The sequence below is a fragment of the Acidovorax sp. MR-S7 genome (assembly GCF_000400995.2).
In the GTDB taxonomy this organism is placed as follows: domain Bacteria; phylum Pseudomonadota; class Gammaproteobacteria; order Burkholderiales; family Burkholderiaceae_C; genus MR-S7.
This window is the reverse complement of the sequence record NZ_DF238907.1, coordinates 14,186-29,636: the sequence shown is the minus strand read 5'-3', so window position 1 is coordinate 29,636 and position 15,451 is coordinate 14,186. Positions and strand designations below refer to the sequence as shown.

The window sequence follows — 15,451 nt, the reverse complement described above, 5'->3', positions numbered from 1 at the left end:
GCTAGACTCGGCGCAGAGCCATTTGTTTCACTTTGTGTTTAAGCCTGCGTACACCGCCACCGTCAAGCTCAGCGACCTGCGTCTGGGCACCGCACATGCGCTGGTAGCGCAGTCCATAGGTTCCGAATTGCCGCTGCGCGCCGACACGCCGCTGCGCTACCTGCAGAACCTCATCGACGGCCTGTGCGAGCTGTCGCTCAAGGACCCTCTCACAGGGCTGCCGAACCGGCGGCATCTGCGGTCGGTGCTGGAAAGCGAGATCGACCGCGTGGCCCGCTCCGGCGAAGCGGCGCTGCTGCTGATGCTGGACATCGACCATTTCAAGCGCGTCAACGACGTCCACGGCCACTTGGCGGGAGACATGGTCCTGCAGTCGGTCGCCCACACCCTCGAGTCGTGCCTGCGCCCCATGGACACCGTGGCCCGCTATGGCGGCGAGGAGTTCGCCGTCATCCTGCCCGCCTGCCAGTTCGGCTTCGGCCGCGTGGTGGCCGAGCGCGTGCGCCGCGCGATCGAATCCACGCCGGTGCGCATCTCGCCCACGCTGACGCTGAACGTCACGGTGAGCATCGGCGGCGCGTTCGCGCTGCAGTGGATCCGCAGCACCGCCCCGCTGTGGATCGACCGCGCCGACGCCGAGCTCTACAAGGCCAAGCAGGGCGGGCGCAACCGGATCAGCATCGAGGAGCAGCCCGACAGCACGGTGAGCGCCGAGGAGAAAAGCCTCCTGTTCGGCCCGCTATACACTCCCTCGGGTTGGGGCGACCTCCCCCCACCTCTGGACACTCCCACAGGCAGCGCCTTTTGAAAGCCAAGCGATGAACGACGCGCTGTCCCCGCAACCGACTTCCCCTGCCGGCTCGCCCATGCCCGCCCCCCAAGCCGCCTCCCCGGCCGAAGCACGCATCATTGCCATCACCAGCGGCAAGGGCGGCGTCGGCAAGACCTTCGTGTCCGCCAACCTGGCCGCCGCGCTCACGCGCCGCGGGCACCGCGTGCTGGTGCTGGACGCCGACCTGGGCCTGGCCAACCTGGACGTGGTGCTGAACCTGCACCCCAAGATCACCCTGCACGACGTGTTCACCGGCAAGGCCCAGCTGGAAGATGCCGTGATCGAGGCGCCAGGAGGCTTTTCCGTGGTGCTGGCGGGCTCCGGCATGGTGGAGTATTCGCGCCTCACGCCCGAGGTGCGCAGCGAATTCCTCAACGTCATCCAGACCCTCGCGCCGCGCTACGACGTGGTGCTGCTGGACACCGGCGCGGGCATCTCCGACGTGGTGCTGTTCTCCGTCTCGCTCGCGTCCGAGGTGCTGATCGTGGCCACGCCCGAGCCCACCTCGCTCACCGACGCCTATGCCGCCATCAAGGTGCTGGCCACCCAGCAGAAGCGCCAGCACGTGCGCATGGTGGTCAACCAGGCCGCGCGCGCCGGCGACGGCCGGGCCATCACCAGCCAGCTGCAGCAGGTGCTGGACCGTTTCGTGACCACCGACTCCGGCCGCCCCATGCGGCTGATCCACATGGGCGACATACCGGCCGACCCCTCGGTGCGCGACGCCGTGATGCGCCGCCAGCTCCTGCTGCAGCAGATGCCCGGCTGCCCCGCAGCCCTGGCGGTGGCCCAGCTGGCCAACAAGGTCGAGTCCACGCTGCTCAAGCCTGCCGCTTGACGCGGCCTGCGCTCCTGAAAAGGGAGCTGCCCGCGCTTGCCACGCAAGCGCTGGAGGGTGATTCGGCGTTCAAGGCTTGAAATGGCGCGGCGGCAGCGGGATGCGCTCGGTCTCACCGGGCACATGCCCCAGGCGGTCGTCCTCCCAGGCCTGCGCGGCCTGCAGGATGCGGTCCTTGCTGCTGGACACGAAGTTCCACCAGATATGCCGCGGGCCGTCCAGCGGCGCCCCTCCGATGACGACGCAGCGCACGCCCCCGGGCCCGGCACGCAGGTGCGCCGCCCGTCCGGGCGCGAGCAGCGCCAGCGTCTGGGCGTCGATGCGCTCGTCGTCCAGCACCAGGCCGGCGTCCACGGTGTAGAGCGCCATCTCCGGCGCCAGCGCAGGCAGCTCCAGCCCTGCGCCCGGCGCGAGCTGCACGTCCAGGTAGAGCGTGGGCGAGAGCGTGGCGACAGGCGAAGCCAGCCCGAAGGCCGAGCCGACCAGCACGCGCACGGTGCAGCCCTCGCCCTGGTGGTGCGGAATGTCCGCCGCCGGGGTGTGGACGAAGGCCGGCTCCGCCTCCTCGTGCGCCTGCGGCAGCGCGGCCCAGAGCTGGATGCCGTGGTTCACGTAGGTGCTGCCGGCCAGCGCCGGCGGACGCCGCTCGGAATGCACGATGCCGCGCCCGGCCGTCATCCAGTTGATCGCGCCGGGCTCGATCTGCTGCACCGAGCCCAGGCTGTCGCGGTGCAGGATCGCCCCCTCGAACAGGTAGGTGACGGTGGCCAGGCCGATGTGCGGGTGCGGGCGCACGTCGAATTCCGATGCGGGCGCCACCGTCGCCGGCCCGAAGTGGTCGAAGAACACGAACGGCCCCACCGACCGGCACTGCAGCGCGGGCAGCAGGCGGCGCACGGTGAAGCCGCCGCCCAGGTCCTTGAAATGCCCCGTCAGGCGCAGCGGCTGGGTCATGGTGTCGATACCTCCTCGGCCCACTGTAAACGCGTTCCCGCCGAGGCATGCCCAGCGCAGGGCCAGGGTTATTTCGGCGGCGCCGAAAAAACGGACAACTTTGTCCGAAAATTCACCCCATGTCCACCAAGCGCCCCGACGCCGCCACCCGCCGCACGCAGCTGCTGGACGCGGCCGACGCCGTGTTCCGCATCCACGGTGTGCATGCGCCGCTGGAGCTGGTGGTGGCCCAGGCCGGCGTGGGCCGCGCCACGCTGTACCGGCAGTTCCCCGATCGGCACGCGCTGCTGCTCGCGCTCATGGAACGCTCCGTGGAGCGCCTGCACGCCAAGGTGGACAGCCTGCGCGGCCAGCCGGACGCCTTCTTCGTGCTGCTGCAGTACCTGGCCGACCGCATCGTGCATTCGCCCGCGCTGTCGGACTACTGGCGCACGACCGGGCTGCGCGACCCGCGCTTCACCCCCGTGCGAGAGCGCGCCGCGGGCGCCTTCGCCGACGCGCTGCGCAGCAGCCAGGCCGCCGGCCTGCTGCGCGCCGACGTGGAGCCGCAGGATCTGACGCTGCTCTCCGGCATGCTGGGCGCGGCCCTGCGCGGCGCCACCGAAGCCGAGCGCCGCCGGCTGGTGCAGCGCGCCCTCGACTTCCTCACCCACGGGCTCCACCCCCCGCCATGACGCAGCCCGTCTACCTGCAGCGCCCGCCCGACTGGGAGGAGCACGAGAAGCCCACCCTGCCCGGCTCGCCCGCCATGCCCTACCACCCGCCGTGGGAGCGCGCCTGCTACGCGCTGGTGGCCGTGCTGGTCGGGCTGACCGGCGGCCTGGGCAATGCGCTGTTCACGGCCAACCTGCCCACCATCCAGGGGCAATTGGGGCTGACCTCGGCCGAGGCCGCATGGCTCACGGGCGCCTATGTGACCTTCAACGTCACGGCCAACCTGCTGGTCTACAAGTTCCGCCAGCAGTACGGCATGCGGCTTTTCGCCGAGATCGGGCTGGGCGTGTACGCCGTGCTGTCGGTGCTGCACCTGCTGCTGGGCAGCCCGCAAAGCCTGCTGCTGCTGCGCGCCGCCAGCGGCCTGGCGGCGGCGGCCTGCACGTCGCTGGGCACGCTCTACATGCTGCAGGCGCTGTCGCGCACCTACGTGCTCAAGATGCTGGTGCTGGGCGTGGGCATCTCCCAGGTGGCCACTCCGCTCGCCTGGGTGCTCTCGCCCAGCCTGCTGGAGCACGGGCAGTGGCACAACCTGTACCTGCTGGAGGCGGGCCTGGCCCTGCTGTCCTTCGCCGCCGTGGTGATGCTCAAGCTGCCCACGGGCGTGCGCATCAAGGCCTTCGAGCGGCTGGACTTCCTGTCCATGGCGCTGCTGATCCCCGGCGTGGGCCTGCTCGTGGCCGTGCTGGTGCAGGGCACGATCCGCTGGTGGAGCAACGCGCCTGAGCTGGCGTGGATGCTCTCGGGCGCCATCGCGCTGCTGTGCGCGGGGCTGTACCTGGAGCACCACCGCACCAACCCCCTGCTGCACACGCGCTGGTTCACCCAGAGCGCCACCGTGCGCTTCGTGATCGGCGCCATCGTGCTGCGCTTCCTGACCACCGAGCAGAGCTACGGCGTGGTCGGCATGCTGCGCACGCTGGGCATGGCGCCCGACCAGATGCAGCCGCTGTTCGCGGTCATCCTCGTGGGCACGGTGGCGGGCATCGCGCTGTCCAGCCTCACCTTCACGGTGGACAACGTGGGCCGGCAGCTGCTCGCCGCCCTCGTGCTGCTGGGCGTGGCGGCGGTGATGGACTTCGGCCGCACCAGCCTGGACCGGCCGGCGGACTTCTACGTCAGCCAGTTCCTGCTGGCCATGGGCTCGGGCATCTTCATGGGGCCACTCATGCTCACGGGCGTGGTGCAGGGGCTGAAGTACGGCCCCAACCACATGCTCACGGCCATCATCACCATCTCGCTCACGCAGGCGCTGGGCGGGCTGGCGGGCTCGGCCCTGCTGGGCACCTACCAGACCTTCCGCGAGCAGCAGTATTCCGTGGCCCTGACGCAGCAGGTGAACCCCGCCAACCCGGTGGTGGCCGCGCGCCTGCTGCAGCAGCAGCAGGCCCTGGCCCCCCAGGTGGGCGACGCGCAGCTGCGTGCCGCGCAGGGCGCGGCGCAGCTCGGCCAGGTCGTGCGGCGCGAGGCCAACGTGCGCGCCTACAACGACGTCTTCCACGTCGCGGCGCTGGTGGCCTTCGCCTACCTGGCCTGGTCGCTCTGGCAGGCCCGCCGGGCCCAGCGCGCCGCCGCCCGGGCCGCCCTGCAGAACCAGCCCGCCACGGCGGGCGGGGCCGACGGCGAGGTGGGCACCGACGCAGCGATCACCGACGCGCCCGAGCCCGAATCGGCCTCCGGCCCTTCCAACGAGAAAACACCATGAGCGACAACGCCACCACCCCACCCGTGCCGACTCCAGCCGCGCCAGGCCCCTCCCCCACGCCCAAGAAAACGCGCCCCACGCTGCGCAGCGCGCTCGTCGCCCTTGTCATCGCCGTGGCCGGCATCCTGCTCGTGCTGCGCGCCTGGGACCTCGGGCCGTTCCACAGCCACGTCATCTCCACCGACAACGCCTACGTGCGCGGCCAGGTCACGGTGCTCGCGCCGCAGGTCAACGGCTACGTGACCGAGGTGCTGGTCAAGGACTACGAGCAGGTCGCCGCCGGCCAGCCGCTGGTGAGGATCGACACACGCAGCTACGAGGCCGCGCTGGCGCTGGCCCAGGCGCAGCTGGCCAACGCGCAGGCGCAGCTCGCCAACTCCGACCAGACCCAGGCGCAGAACCGCGCCGCGCAGCAGGCCAGCCGCGCGGGCCTGACCGCCGTGGGCGCCGAAGCCGAGCGCGCCCAGGCCGACCTGCGCCGCGTGGAGGAGCTCGCCGCGCGCGGCTCCGTCTCGCTGAGCGAGCGCGACCGCGTGCGCGCCGCCGCCAAGCTGGCCGCCACCAACGTGGACAAGGCCCGGGCCGACATCGCCATCGCCGCCGAGAAGATCAAGGCCACCACCGTGAACCGCGCCGCGCTCGAAGCCCAGGTGCAGATGGCCCAGGCCCAGGTGCGCCAGGCGCGCATCAACCTGGACAACACCACCGTGCACGCGCCCGCCGACGGGCAGGCCAGCGACGTCTCGGTGCGCGTCGGCCAGTACGTGGCGGCGGGCTCGCAGCTGCTCTTCGTCGTACCCAGGCAGCTCTGGGTGACGGCCAACTTCAAGGAAACGCAGATGGCCCACGTGCGCCCGGGCCAGGCCGCCAGCTTCACCGTCGATGCGCTCGAAGGCAAGCGCCTCACCGGCAAGGTGCTGGAGATCGCGCCCGCCACCGGCTCGGAATTCAGCGTGCTCAAGGCCGACAACGCCACCGGCAACTTCACCAAGGTCGTGCAGCGCCTGCCCGTCAAGATCGCCATCGACCCCGATCAGCCCCTGGCCGAGCGGCTGCGCCCCGGCATGTCGGTCGTCGCGCGCATCGACACGGCCCCGGCCCGGGAGCAGCCATGAACGCACGCCTGAGCGCGGCGGCTCTCTCGCTGCTGCTGGCCGCCTGCGCCCCCCCTGCCCCACGCCGTGCCCGACAACGCCCAGGTCGCGCTGCCCGCTGCCTGGAGCGAGGCCGCGCCCGGCGGCCACGCCATCGAAGGCGCATGGTGGCGGCAACTGGGCGATGCGCAGCTCGACGCGCTGGTCGCCGAAGCCCTGGCGAACAACAACGACCTGCTGACCGCCCTGGCCCGCGTTCAAGAGGCAAGCGCCAACCAGACCGCCGCGGACGCCGCGCGCAGCCCCAGCCTGAACTTCTCCACCACCGCCCAGGCCGGCCGCAGCCTGGGCGCCCTCGGCCCCACGCACGCGCGCTCCGTGCAGCCCGGCCTGCAGGCCGCTTGGGAGCCGGACCTGTGGGGCCGCCTGTCGGCGCAGAGCCAGGCCGCGGGCGAACGCCTGCAGGCCACCCAGGCCGACCGCGACGCCGTGGCCCTGGCCGTGGCCGCCGCCACGGCGCAAACCTACGTGGGCCTGCGCTCGCTGCAGGAGCAGCTTGCCATCGCCCAGGCCACCGTGCAGTCGCGCGAAAAAGCCCTAGCCCTGGCGCAGGACCAGCAGCGCGTGGGCTACATCTCGCAGTTGCAGCTCACCCAGGCCGAATCCGAGCTGCAGAACGTGCTGCAGCAGGCGGAGCAGCTCGACCTGGCCGCGCGCCGGCAGGCCAATGCCCTGCACCTGCTGCTGGGCCGCGCGGGCGGCACCGTTCCCGACGGCTTGCCGCTGCGCAGCTTGCGCCTGCCGCCCGTGCCCGCCACCCTGCCCTCGCAGCTGCTGGAGCGCCGCCCCGACATCGCCCGCGCCGCGCACCTGCTGGCCGCCGCCGGCCACACGCTCGAAGCGCAGCGCGCCGCCTTCCTGCCGCAGGTCTCCTTGAGCGCCAGCGCGGGCAGCCTGCTCGTCAACGCGCTCGATTACAACCCGCTCACCGTCTGGAGCCTCGGCGGCAGCCTGCTCGCCCCCCTGTTCGACGGCGGCCGCCGCGAAGCCGCGCTGGACGCCGCCACCGCCCAGCGCGACCAGGCCGCCTACGCCTACCGCGGCGCCGTGCTGGCCGCCTTCGCCGACGTGGAGAACGCCCTTACCGCAAGCAGGCGCCTGGCGCGACAGACGGAGCACGCGGTGCAGCGGCGCGGCGTGCTGCAGCGCTCGCTGGGCTTCGCGCACGACCGCTACGAGGCGGGCTACGCCTCGTACCTCGAAGAGCTGGACGCGCAGCGCAACCTGTTCCAGGCCGAGCTGGAAGTGGTGAAGCTGCGCCAGGCCGAGCTGGAAAACCGCGTGCTGCTCTACAAGGCGCTGGGCGGCGGGTGGCAGCCGAATCAAAAACCATAGCTTCCCGCGCTTTCCCAGCAAGCGCTGGAGGCACTTTTGGCTTATGAAGCCGATTCGGCCCGCGCCACCCAGGCTGCGTTCATGGCCTCGAAGCCCTGGCGGGTGCCGCCGTCCAGGCTCTTTCGGAACAGCGGCACGAGCAGGCCGCTGAAGTTTTCGCTCTGGCGCACGCGGCAGCCGCCGCCTGGCAGGGGGTCGATGTGGAAGTAGTGTTCCCCGTCGAACAGACCCGGCACGATCAGGTGACCCAGCCAGGCGAATTCCCGCTCAGGCTCCACCCGCAAGACCCGGGGGCGAAAGACCATGCCACCGTCCTGGCCCGGCGGCTGGATACGGATCTTGAGTCTGGAGCCCGGCAGCGGCTCGCCTTCGGCCTCGCGGATGAACGGGTTCCACTGCGGGTAGCGCGCGAAATCCGTCAGCACACTCCAGACCTGCGCGGGGGATGCGCGCGTGCCGATCTCCGTGGCGATGCGATGCGTGGGCATGCCGCCGTTCAGTGCGCGTGGCCCCAGTAGAGGAGCGCGTCGCGCCTTTCCACCGACAGCGAAACTTGCGCGCCCACCGGCAGCAGCACCTTTGTGGGCACGTGGCCGAACGGCAGGTTGGTGAGCACGGGGGCCTTGATCTGCGTGCGCAGCCAGTCCACCACGCTCTGCAGCTTGAAGCCCTTGTCGTGCGGGGCGAGCTGGTAGTTGGTGAACTGGCCCAGCACCACGGCCTTCTGCTGGGCCAGCACGCCCGCGTGCAAAAGCTGGGTCAGCATGCGCTCCACGCGGTAGGGGTGCTCGCTGACGTCTTCCAGGAAAAGGATGCCGCCCTTGACCTGCGGGAAATACGGCGTGCCCACCAGCGAGCACAGCACGGCGAGGTTGCCGCCCCAGAGCTGCGCCTGCTTCACGTAGATGTCGCGCACGGCGGGCCGGCCGTCCGGCAGGGGCTTTTCGGCGTTCATGCGCCAGCCGCTGCCCTCGCCATGGCCGGTGAGCAGGTCGTCCAGGCAGGCGAGCATGATGTCGTCGGGCTCGCCCTGCACGCCCAGGTCGGCCGTGAGCGCGGGGCCCGCCCAGGTGGTGGCGCCGGTGCGCGCCAGCACCGCGCTCTGGAAGGCCGTGAAGTCGCTCACGCCCACGAACTTCATGCCGCGCGCGACGGCCTTGGCCACCTGCTTGTACTGGATGCCCGGCAGGATGCGCGTGAGGCCGTAGCCGCCGCGCGAGATCAGCGCCACGTCGGCGCCGCTGGCCGCGGCACGGTGGATGGCGGCCAGCCGCGTGGCGTCGTCGCCTGCGAAGCGCGTGTGGGTGGCGAGCGCGTCGGGGTCCACCTCCACCTCGTGGCCCAGGGCCTTCAGGCGCGCGATGCCGCGCTTGAAGGCGGCCTTGTCGCGCACGGCGCTGGACGGGGAATAGATGTAGATGTGCTGGGGGCCGTGTGCGTGGTGGCAGTCGTGGCCGCAGTGGTCATGGTCGTGCATAGCGGGCGAAGTATTCCACAGCGCGTTCGGCCGAAGCCGCGCTGGCGTCGGGCACGGTGAGCGCCGGCGGCGCATCGTCGACGGCGAAGCGCGCGAACGCGCGCGGCCCGGCGCGGTGGCCTGCGTCGGGGAAAGGTGCCGGGTCGTCCCGCGCGCCTTCGCGCACGCGCAGCACGGGCGCGCCCAGCAGGGGCAGCACCGCGCCCGGCTGGGCCGCGATGACCACGTTGCGCAGCGCCAGCCGCTGCGCCAGTTCGCCCAGCACCTGCCGGTGCCAGTCCAGGCGGTGCGCGGCCTCCTTCTTGGGCTTGTCGCTGCGGCCGAAGCCGATCAGGTCGGGCGCGACCACGCGGTGGCCCGCGCGCAGGAACACGGGCAGCATGTGCCGCCAGGCGTCGCTCCACGCCGGGCTGGCGTGCAGGCACAGCCAGGTGACGGGCGCGTCGCGCGGGCCCGCGTCCTGGTAATGCAGCCGCAGCCCGTCGAAGAGCGCGTAGTGCCCCTCGGAGCTGGCGAAGCGCGAGAAGTGCGATGTGGGCGTGCGCAGCGCGTCCTCGCGCAGCGGCTGGGCCTGCGCGCGCTGGGCACTGCGGCGCTCGCTGAAGAAGGCCTGCAGCAGCGCGCCGCACTCCCCGGCCAGCACGCCACCCGTCACCTGCGTCTGGTGGTTGAGGCGCGGCTCGGCGAACAGGTTCACCACCGAGCCCGCCGCGCCCGTCTTGGGATCGGCCGCGCCATAGACCACGCGCGGCAGCCGCGCGTGCAGCATGGCGCCGCTGCACATGGCGCAGGGCTCCAGCGTGACGTAGAGCGTGCAGCCGTCGAGCCGGTAGTTGCCCTGCAGCGCGGCCGCCGCGCGCAGCGCCGCGATCTCGGCATGCGCCGTGGGGTCGTGGCCCGCGATGGGCGCGTTGCGGCCGGTGGCGATCACCTCGCCGCCGCGCACCAGCACCGCCCCCACGGGCACTTCGCCTGCATCGCCGGCGGCCCGGGCCTGCTCCAGGGCCAGGCGCATCCAGTGCGCGTCGTTTTCCTCGGTCATTGCTACTCGATCAATAGCTTCAAGCGCTTGATGGACAAGCGATGGAGCCGATTTTTCCACTTATTTCTCCAGGTCCTCGGGGCTGGGGCGCTGCTGTTGCATCAGCGCCTCCATCTGCTGCTTCACCTGTTGCTGGATTTGCTGGCTCTGCTCACGCACGGAGCCGCCCGCGCCCTGCCCTGCGGGCGCAGGCACTGGCGCGGCCACCTGCATGGCCGCCATCTGTTTCTTGACCAGCAGGCCCACCAGGGCCAGCACGATGACGAGGCCGATCAGCCCGAATGCTCCGCGCATGGCGCTTCCCTCCTTCGAAGATCAATATGCCCGGGCACCGGCACAGCCCGTGTCAGCGGCCCGCCAGCCCCTTGTAGAGCATGTAGCCCGCCAGCAGGTACAGCAGGCAGGCGAACACGCGCTTGAGCGACTTGACCGGCAGCGCGTGCGCGGCTTTGGCGCCCAGCGGCGCGGTGAGCACGCTGGCGCAGGCGATCACCGCCAGCGCGGGCAGCCACACGTAGCCCAGCGCCCCCGCGGGCAGGCCGGGTGCACCCTGCCCTGCCACCACGTAGCCCGCCACGTTGGCCAGCGCGATCGGAAAGCCCAGCGCCGCGCTGGTGGCCACGGCGCTGTGGATGGGCACGTTGCACCACGTCATGAAAGGCACGCTGACGAATCCGCCGCCCGCGCCGACCAGCCCGGACAAGAAGCCGATCGCCCCGCCCGCCCCCAGCCGCCCGGCCGTGCCCGGCAACTGCCGCGTGGGCTGGGGTTTTCTGTCCAGGAACATCTGCGTGGCCGAAAAACCCACGAACAGCCCGAAGAAGATGGCCAGGCTGCTCCCCTTGAGCAGCGCGAACATGCCCAGGCTGGCCAGCAGGCTGCCGATGACGATGCCGGGCGCCAGCGTCCTGACCAGGTCCCAGCGCACCGCGCCGCGCCTGTGGTGCGCGCGCACGCTGGAGAGCGACGTGAACATGATGGTCGCCATCGACGTGGCGATGGCCATCTTCACCGCCAGGTCGGCCTGCACGCCCTGCTTGGACAGAAAGAAGGTGATGAAGGGCACCATCACCATGCCCCCGCCGATGCCCAGCAGTCCCGCCAGGAAGCCGCTGCACAGGCCGAGCAGCACGAGTTCGATCAACAACAGCCAGGACATACCGCCACCCAATAAGTTACCCAAGCCAAGCTGCACCGGCAGCGCGCTTCGCCATGAAGCCAGGCGCGCCGCCCGGGCCCGCGTGCACGCCGCGGCGCAAAAGGCATTGTGCCAGCGCGTTTGCGGCTCCCCTGGGATAATTCGCGCCCCACGAGACACAGCCCGCCATGTCCCTCCTGCCCCACCAGCTCGAACTGCTTTCCCCCGCGCGCGACGCCGACATCGGCATCGAGGCCGTGAACCACGGCGCCGACGCCGTCTACATCGGCGGCCCCGCCTTCGGCGCGCGGGCCACGGCAGGCAACGAGTTGCGCGACCTGGAGCGGCTCATCACGCACGCACACCGCTTCAACAGCCGCATCTTCGTCACGCTCAACACCATCCTGCGCGACGACGAGCTGGAGGGCGCGCGCCGCATGGCCTGGCAGGTCTACGAGGCCGGGGCCGACGCGCTCATCATCCAGGACATGGGCCTGCTGGAGCTGGATCTGCCGCCGATCCAGCTGCACGCCAGCACGCAGACCGACATCCGCACGCCGGAAAAAGCACGCTTCCTGCAAGACGCGGGCCTGTCGCAGATCGTGGTCGCGCGCGAGCTGGACCTGCAGCAGATCCAGGCTATCCGCGCCGCCACCGACCCGGCGCGCACCACCATCGAATTCTTCGTGCACGGGGCGCTGTGCGTGGCCTATTCGGGCCAGTGCTTCATCAGCCACGCCCACACCGGCCGCAGCGCCAACCGGGGCGACTGCAACCAGGCCTGCCGCCTGCCCTACGAAGTGCTGGACGGCCAAGGCCGCATCATCGCGCACGAAAAGCACGTGCTGTCGATGAAGGACAACAACCAGTCGGACAACCTGCGCGCGCTGATCGATGCGGGCGTGCGCAGCTTCAAGATCGAGGGCCGCTACAAGGACATGGGCTACGTGAAGAACATCACGGCGCACTATCGGCACCTGCTCGACGAGATCATCGAACAGGGCGAATTCACGCGGTCGTCGAGCGGGCGCACCACGTTCAGCTTCACGCCCGACCCGGATCAGAACTTCAACCGCGAGTTCACCGACTATTTCGTCAACGGCCGCCATCAGGATATCGGCGCCTTCGACACGCCCAAGACACCCGGCCGCGCCATCGGCTGGGTCACCCAGGTCGGCGACAAGTGGTTCGAGCTGGAGACCAGCGACAAGGCCACGGTGCTGCACAACGGCGACGGCCTGTGCTACTACGACCTGCAGAAGGAACTGGTGGGCGTGCACATCAACCGGGCCGAGTCCGTGCATGCGAAGAAAGGCATCTGGCGCGTGTTCCCCAAGGACGCCATCGACGGCTTCAAGGATCTGCGCAAGGGCCTGGAGATCAACCGCAACCGCGACATGGACTGGGTGCGCACGCTGGAGAAGAAGTCCAGCGAGCGGCGCATCGGCCTGTGGGCCGAGTTCAGCGAAACCGTTGACGGCTTCGCGCTCACGCTGACGGACGAGGACGGCTTCGTGGGCCACGCCGCCATGGCGCAGGCGCACCAGGGCGCCACGGACGCGGCGAAGGCCGAGGCCACGCTTCGCGAGCAACTGGGCCGCTTCGGCGCGACCCTCTTCGCCGTGCACGACATTGCGCTGCGGCTCTCGCAGCCCTGGTTCGTTCCCGCCTCCGCGCTCAACCAGTTGCGCCGCGACGCGCTGGCCGCGCTCGAACAGGCGCGCGCCAAGGGTTTCGTGCGCCTGCCACGCGCCACGCCCGTGGAGCCGCCCGCGCCCTTCCCCGAGGACACGCTCACGTATCTCGCCAACGTGTTCAACCACAAGGCGCACGACTTCTATGTGAAGCACGGCGTGAAGGTGATCGACGCAGCCTACGAATCGAAAGAGGAAGAAGGCGAAGTCAGCCTGATGATCACCAAGCACTGCGTGCGCTTTTCGATGAGCCTGTGCCCCAAGCAGGCCAAGGGCGTTATCGGCGTGAAGGGCACCATCAAGGCCGAGCCGCTGCAGCTCGTCAACGGCAAGGAAAAGCTCACGCTGCGCTTCGACTGCAAGCCCTGCGAAATGCACGTGGTGGGCCGCATGAAGAAGTCGGTGCTGAACCAGCACCGCAGGGACATGCAGGAACACCCCATGCAGTTCTACCGCACGCGCCCCCAGGCGCAACGCGATTGATAGCCGAATCGGCCTCAAGCGCTTATCTGGCAAGCGCAAGCAGCTCCTGAACCCATAGCACATGCCGCGCCGCAAAGCGCCCACCAAGGAAGACTCCGCGCTGCTGCCGCCCTTCGCGCAGCTGCCCGATGCGGCCATCCACGTGCCGGCCACGCCGCAGCCGTTCGCTGTCGCGCGCGCCGCACTGCTGGCCGCGCCGGTGCTGGGCTTCGACACCGAGAGCCGGCCCCTGTTCAACGCCGGGCAGGACGACACGGGCCCGCACGTGGTGCAGTTCGCCACGCCCGACGCCGCGTGGCTGCTGCAGCTGCGCCACCGCGAGGCGCTGGAGATCGCCCGCGCCGTGCTGGCCGACGCGCGCATCCGTAAGGTGGGCTTCGGGCTGGACAACGACCGCCACAGCCTGCCGCGCCGCCTGGGCGTCGAGCTGGAGCACCTGGTGGATCTGGACCGCGTGTTCGGCCGCCACGGCTTCGGGCGCAACACGGGCGTGCGCGCCGCCGTGGCGCTGGTGCTCGGGCAGAACTTCCGCAAGTCCAAGAAGACCAGCACCTCCAACTGGGCCGCACGCCAGCTCACGCCCAGCCAGATCCGCTACGCCGCCAACGACGCCCATGCGCCCGCCGTGCTGTTCCACGCCCTGCCCGCGTGGGAGGCCGCGCAGGCGCCCGCGTAAGCGGCGCATAAGCACATAGCCAGCGCGTCGTTCCACGGCGGGCGGCCCTGGCCGACAATGCGCGCTTCACATCACATCCAAGGAAGACACCGATGCGCATCGAAACCCTGGCCGTCCACGCAGGCTACTCGCCCGACCCGACCACCAAGTCCGTGGCGGTGCCCATCTACCAGACGGTGGCCTATGCGTTCGACAGCGCGCAGCACGGCGCCGACCTGTTCGACCTGAAGGTGCCGGGCAACATCTACACGCGCATCATGAATCCGACCAACGACGTGCTGGAAAAGCGCGTCGCGGCGCTCGAAGGCGGCCTCGCCGCCGTGGCCGTGGCCTCGGGCATGGCAGCCATCACCTACGCCATCCAGGCCATCGCCGAGGCGGGCGACAACATCGTCAGCGCCAGCACGCTCTACGGCGGCACCTACAACCTGTTCGCCCACACCTTCCCGCAGCAGGGCATCGAGGTGCGCTTCGCCGATCCGCGCGACCCGGCGAGCTTCGCCAGGCTCATCGACGCGCGCACCAAGGCCGTGTTCTGCGAATCCATCGGCAACCCGCTGGGCAACGTGACCGACATCCGGGCCCTGGCCGACGTGGCCCACGCCCACGGCGTGCCGCTGATCGTGGACAACACGGTGCCCAGCCCCTACCTGCTGCGCCCCATCGAGCACGGCGCCGACATCGTGGTGCACGCGCTCACCAAGTACCTGGGCGGCCACGGCAACAGCATCGGCGGCATCATCGTCGACAGCGGCAAGTTCCCCTGGGCCGAGCACAAGGCGCGCTTCAAGCGCCTGAACGAGCCCGACGTGAGCTACCACGGCGTGGTCTACACCGAGGCCCTGGGCCCTGCCGCCTACATCGGCCGCGTGCGGGTGGTGCCGCTGCGCAACACCGGCGCGGCGCTGGCGCCGCACAGCGCCTTCCTGATCCTGCAGGGCATCGAGACGCTGGCGCTGCGCATGGACCGCATCTGCGAGAACTCCCAGAAGATCGCCGAGGCGCTGCAGTGGCACCCCAAGGTGGAATGGGTGCGCTACGCGGGCCTGAAGGACCACCCCGACCACGCGCTCGTGCAGCGCCAGTCGGGCGGCCGTGCCTCGGGCATCCTGTCGTTCAGCCTGAAGGCCGAGGGCGATCCGCGCGCGGCCGGGGCGCGCTTCTTGGATGCGCTGCAGCTCTTCACGCGCCTCGTGAACATCGGCGACGCCAAGTCGCTGGCGACGCACCCGGCATCGACCACGCACCGCCAGCTCAACGCCGAGGAACTGGCCAAGGCCGGCGTGACCGAGGGCATGGTGCGCCTGTCGGTGGGCATCGAGCACATCGACGACCTGCTCGAAGACCTGCACCGGGCGCTGGACGCGGTCTAAGGTATTTTCAGCCTCCAGCGCTTGCCAGCCAAGCGC

At 70.5% G+C, this 15,451-nt stretch carries 15 protein-coding genes; 9 read left to right on the top strand and 6 right to left on the bottom strand.

Annotated elements, in window-relative coordinates; translation table 11 throughout:
* The first annotated feature begins 34 nt into the window (after positions 1-34).
* Both AVS7_RS05830 and AVS7_RS05825 read left to right on the top strand, forming a co-directional pair.
* Positions 35-808 (top strand): GGDEF domain-containing protein, encoded by a 774-nt coding sequence (locus AVS7_RS05830; RefSeq protein WP_020227489.1) that lies wholly within the window; start codon positions 35-37, stop codon positions 806-808.
* A 10-nt stretch (positions 809-818) separates the two neighbouring features.
* Positions 819-1,670, top strand: a complete 852-nt coding sequence (locus tag AVS7_RS05825) for a MinD/ParA family protein (protein WP_020227488.1) — start codon at positions 819-821, stop codon at positions 1,668-1,670.
* 69 nt (positions 1,671-1,739) lie between these two features.
* On the opposite strand, the gene AVS7_RS05820 is transcribed toward AVS7_RS05825, so the two are convergent.
* Positions 1,740-2,624: a pirin family protein gene (locus tag AVS7_RS05820; protein ID WP_020227487.1), complete on the bottom strand. Its 885-nt coding sequence runs from the start codon at positions 2,622-2,624 to the stop codon at positions 1,740-1,742.
* A gap of 119 nt (positions 2,625-2,743) precedes the next feature.
* On the opposite strand from AVS7_RS05820, the gene AVS7_RS05815 reads away from it, so the two are divergent.
* The 4 genes from AVS7_RS05815 to AVS7_RS05800 all read left to right on the top strand — a co-directional run bounded on the left by AVS7_RS05815 (position 2,744) and on the right by AVS7_RS05800 (position 7,532).
* Positions 2,744-3,298 (top strand): TetR/AcrR family transcriptional regulator, encoded by a 555-nt coding sequence (locus tag AVS7_RS05815; RefSeq protein WP_020227486.1) that lies wholly within the window; start codon positions 2,744-2,746, stop codon positions 3,296-3,298.
* Positions 3,295-5,043, top strand: coding sequence for an MFS transporter (locus tag AVS7_RS05810; protein ID WP_020227485.1), 1,749 nt, complete (start codon positions 3,295-3,297; stop codon positions 5,041-5,043). Before AVS7_RS05815 ends, AVS7_RS05810 begins: the two co-directional genes overlap by 4 nt.
* The gene (locus AVS7_RS05805; protein WP_020227484.1) at positions 5,040-6,158 is read left to right on the top strand and encodes an HlyD family secretion protein; all 1,119 of its coding nucleotides are present in this window, start codon (positions 5,040-5,042) and stop codon (positions 6,156-6,158) included. Before AVS7_RS05810 ends, AVS7_RS05805 begins: the two co-directional genes overlap by 4 nt.
* 66 nt (positions 6,159-6,224) lie before the next feature.
* Positions 6,225-7,532: an efflux transporter outer membrane subunit gene (locus AVS7_RS05800; protein ID WP_020227483.1), complete on the top strand. Its 1,308-nt coding sequence runs from the start codon at positions 6,225-6,227 to the stop codon at positions 7,530-7,532.
* 41 nt (positions 7,533-7,573) lie between these two features.
* On the opposite strand, the gene AVS7_RS05795 is transcribed toward AVS7_RS05800, so the two are convergent.
* From AVS7_RS05795 to AVS7_RS05775, 5 genes are read right to left on the bottom strand one after another with little or no spacing between them, the layout of a single operon-like run.
* Complete coding sequence (locus AVS7_RS05795) at positions 7,574-8,020, bottom strand: SRPBCC domain-containing protein (RefSeq protein WP_020227482.1); 447 nt, start codon at positions 8,018-8,020, stop codon at positions 7,574-7,576.
* Positions 8,021-8,028: 8 nt separating this feature from the next.
* Complete coding sequence (locus AVS7_RS05790) at positions 8,029-9,009, bottom strand: LD-carboxypeptidase (protein WP_020227481.1); 981 nt, start codon at positions 9,007-9,009, stop codon at positions 8,029-8,031.
* Complete coding sequence (tadA, locus tag AVS7_RS05785; RefSeq protein WP_020227480.1) at positions 8,996-10,051, bottom strand: tRNA adenosine(34) deaminase TadA; 1,056 nt, start codon at positions 10,049-10,051, stop codon at positions 8,996-8,998. Before tadA ends, AVS7_RS05790 begins: the two co-directional genes overlap by 14 nt.
* A 60-nt stretch (positions 10,052-10,111) precedes the next feature.
* Positions 10,112-10,345 carry a hypothetical protein gene (locus tag AVS7_RS05780; RefSeq protein WP_020227479.1) on the bottom strand — a complete coding sequence of 78 codons (234 nt, stop codon included), beginning with the start codon at positions 10,343-10,345 and terminating at the stop codon, positions 10,112-10,114.
* Positions 10,346-10,397: 52 nt separating this feature from the next.
* Positions 10,398-11,210, bottom strand: coding sequence for a sulfite exporter TauE/SafE family protein (locus tag AVS7_RS05775; RefSeq protein ID WP_020227478.1), 813 nt, complete (start codon positions 11,208-11,210; stop codon positions 10,398-10,400).
* Between the two features lie 167 nt (positions 11,211-11,377).
* Between AVS7_RS05775 and AVS7_RS05770 the strand changes: the two genes are divergently transcribed.
* The 3 genes from AVS7_RS05770 (at position 11,378) to AVS7_RS05760 (ending at position 15,415) form a co-directional block, all read left to right on the top strand.
* Entirely contained in the window at positions 11,378-13,366 is a 1,989-nt protein-coding gene (locus AVS7_RS05770) for a U32 family peptidase (RefSeq protein ID WP_020227477.1), read from the top strand.
* 61 nt (positions 13,367-13,427) lie between these two features.
* A complete protein-coding gene (locus AVS7_RS05765) occupies positions 13,428-14,042 on the top strand; it encodes a 3'-5' exonuclease (RefSeq protein ID WP_020227476.1) in 615 nt (204 codons plus the stop codon).
* A gap of 92 nt (positions 14,043-14,134) precedes the next feature.
* Positions 14,135-15,415, top strand: coding sequence for an O-acetylhomoserine aminocarboxypropyltransferase/cysteine synthase family protein (locus tag AVS7_RS05760; protein WP_020227475.1), 1,281 nt, complete (start codon positions 14,135-14,137; stop codon positions 15,413-15,415).
* Positions 15,416-15,451 lie beyond the last annotated feature (36 nt).

What these genes read in the sequence shown, in the direction of transcription:
- AVS7_RS05825 (WP_020227488.1), top strand. Translation starts at nt 819, where the DNA reads ATGAACGACGCGCTGTCCCCGCAACCGACTTCCCCTGCCGGCTCGCCC.
- AVS7_RS05820 (WP_020227487.1), bottom strand. Translation starts at nt 2,624, where the DNA reads ATGACCCAGCCGCTGCGCCTGACGGGGCATTTCAAGGACCTGGGCGGC.
- AVS7_RS05815 (WP_020227486.1), top strand. Translation starts at nt 2,744, where the DNA reads ATGTCCACCAAGCGCCCCGACGCCGCCACCCGCCGCACGCAGCTGCTG.
- AVS7_RS05810 (WP_020227485.1), top strand. Translation starts at nt 3,295, where the DNA reads ATGACGCAGCCCGTCTACCTGCAGCGCCCGCCCGACTGGGAGGAGCAC.
- AVS7_RS05805 (WP_020227484.1), top strand. Translation starts at nt 5,040, where the DNA reads ATGAGCGACAACGCCACCACCCCACCCGTGCCGACTCCAGCCGCGCCA.
- AVS7_RS05795 (WP_020227482.1), bottom strand. Translation starts at nt 8,020, where the DNA reads ATGCCCACGCATCGCATCGCCACGGAGATCGGCACGCGCGCATCCCCC.
- AVS7_RS05790 (WP_020227481.1), bottom strand. Translation starts at nt 9,009, where the DNA reads ATGCACGACCATGACCACTGCGGCCACGACTGCCACCACGCACACGGC.
- tadA (WP_020227480.1), bottom strand. Translation starts at nt 10,051, where the DNA reads ATGACCGAGGAAAACGACGCGCACTGGATGCGCCTGGCCCTGGAGCAG.
- AVS7_RS05780 (WP_020227479.1), bottom strand. Translation starts at nt 10,345, where the DNA reads ATGCGCGGAGCATTCGGGCTGATCGGCCTCGTCATCGTGCTGGCCCTG.
- AVS7_RS05775 (WP_020227478.1), bottom strand. Translation starts at nt 11,210, where the DNA reads ATGTCCTGGCTGTTGTTGATCGAACTCGTGCTGCTCGGCCTGTGCAGC.
- AVS7_RS05770 (WP_020227477.1), top strand. Translation starts at nt 11,378, where the DNA reads ATGTCCCTCCTGCCCCACCAGCTCGAACTGCTTTCCCCCGCGCGCGAC.
- AVS7_RS05765 (WP_020227476.1), top strand. Translation starts at nt 13,428, where the DNA reads ATGCCGCGCCGCAAAGCGCCCACCAAGGAAGACTCCGCGCTGCTGCCG.
- AVS7_RS05760 (WP_020227475.1), top strand. Translation starts at nt 14,135, where the DNA reads ATGCGCATCGAAACCCTGGCCGTCCACGCAGGCTACTCGCCCGACCCG.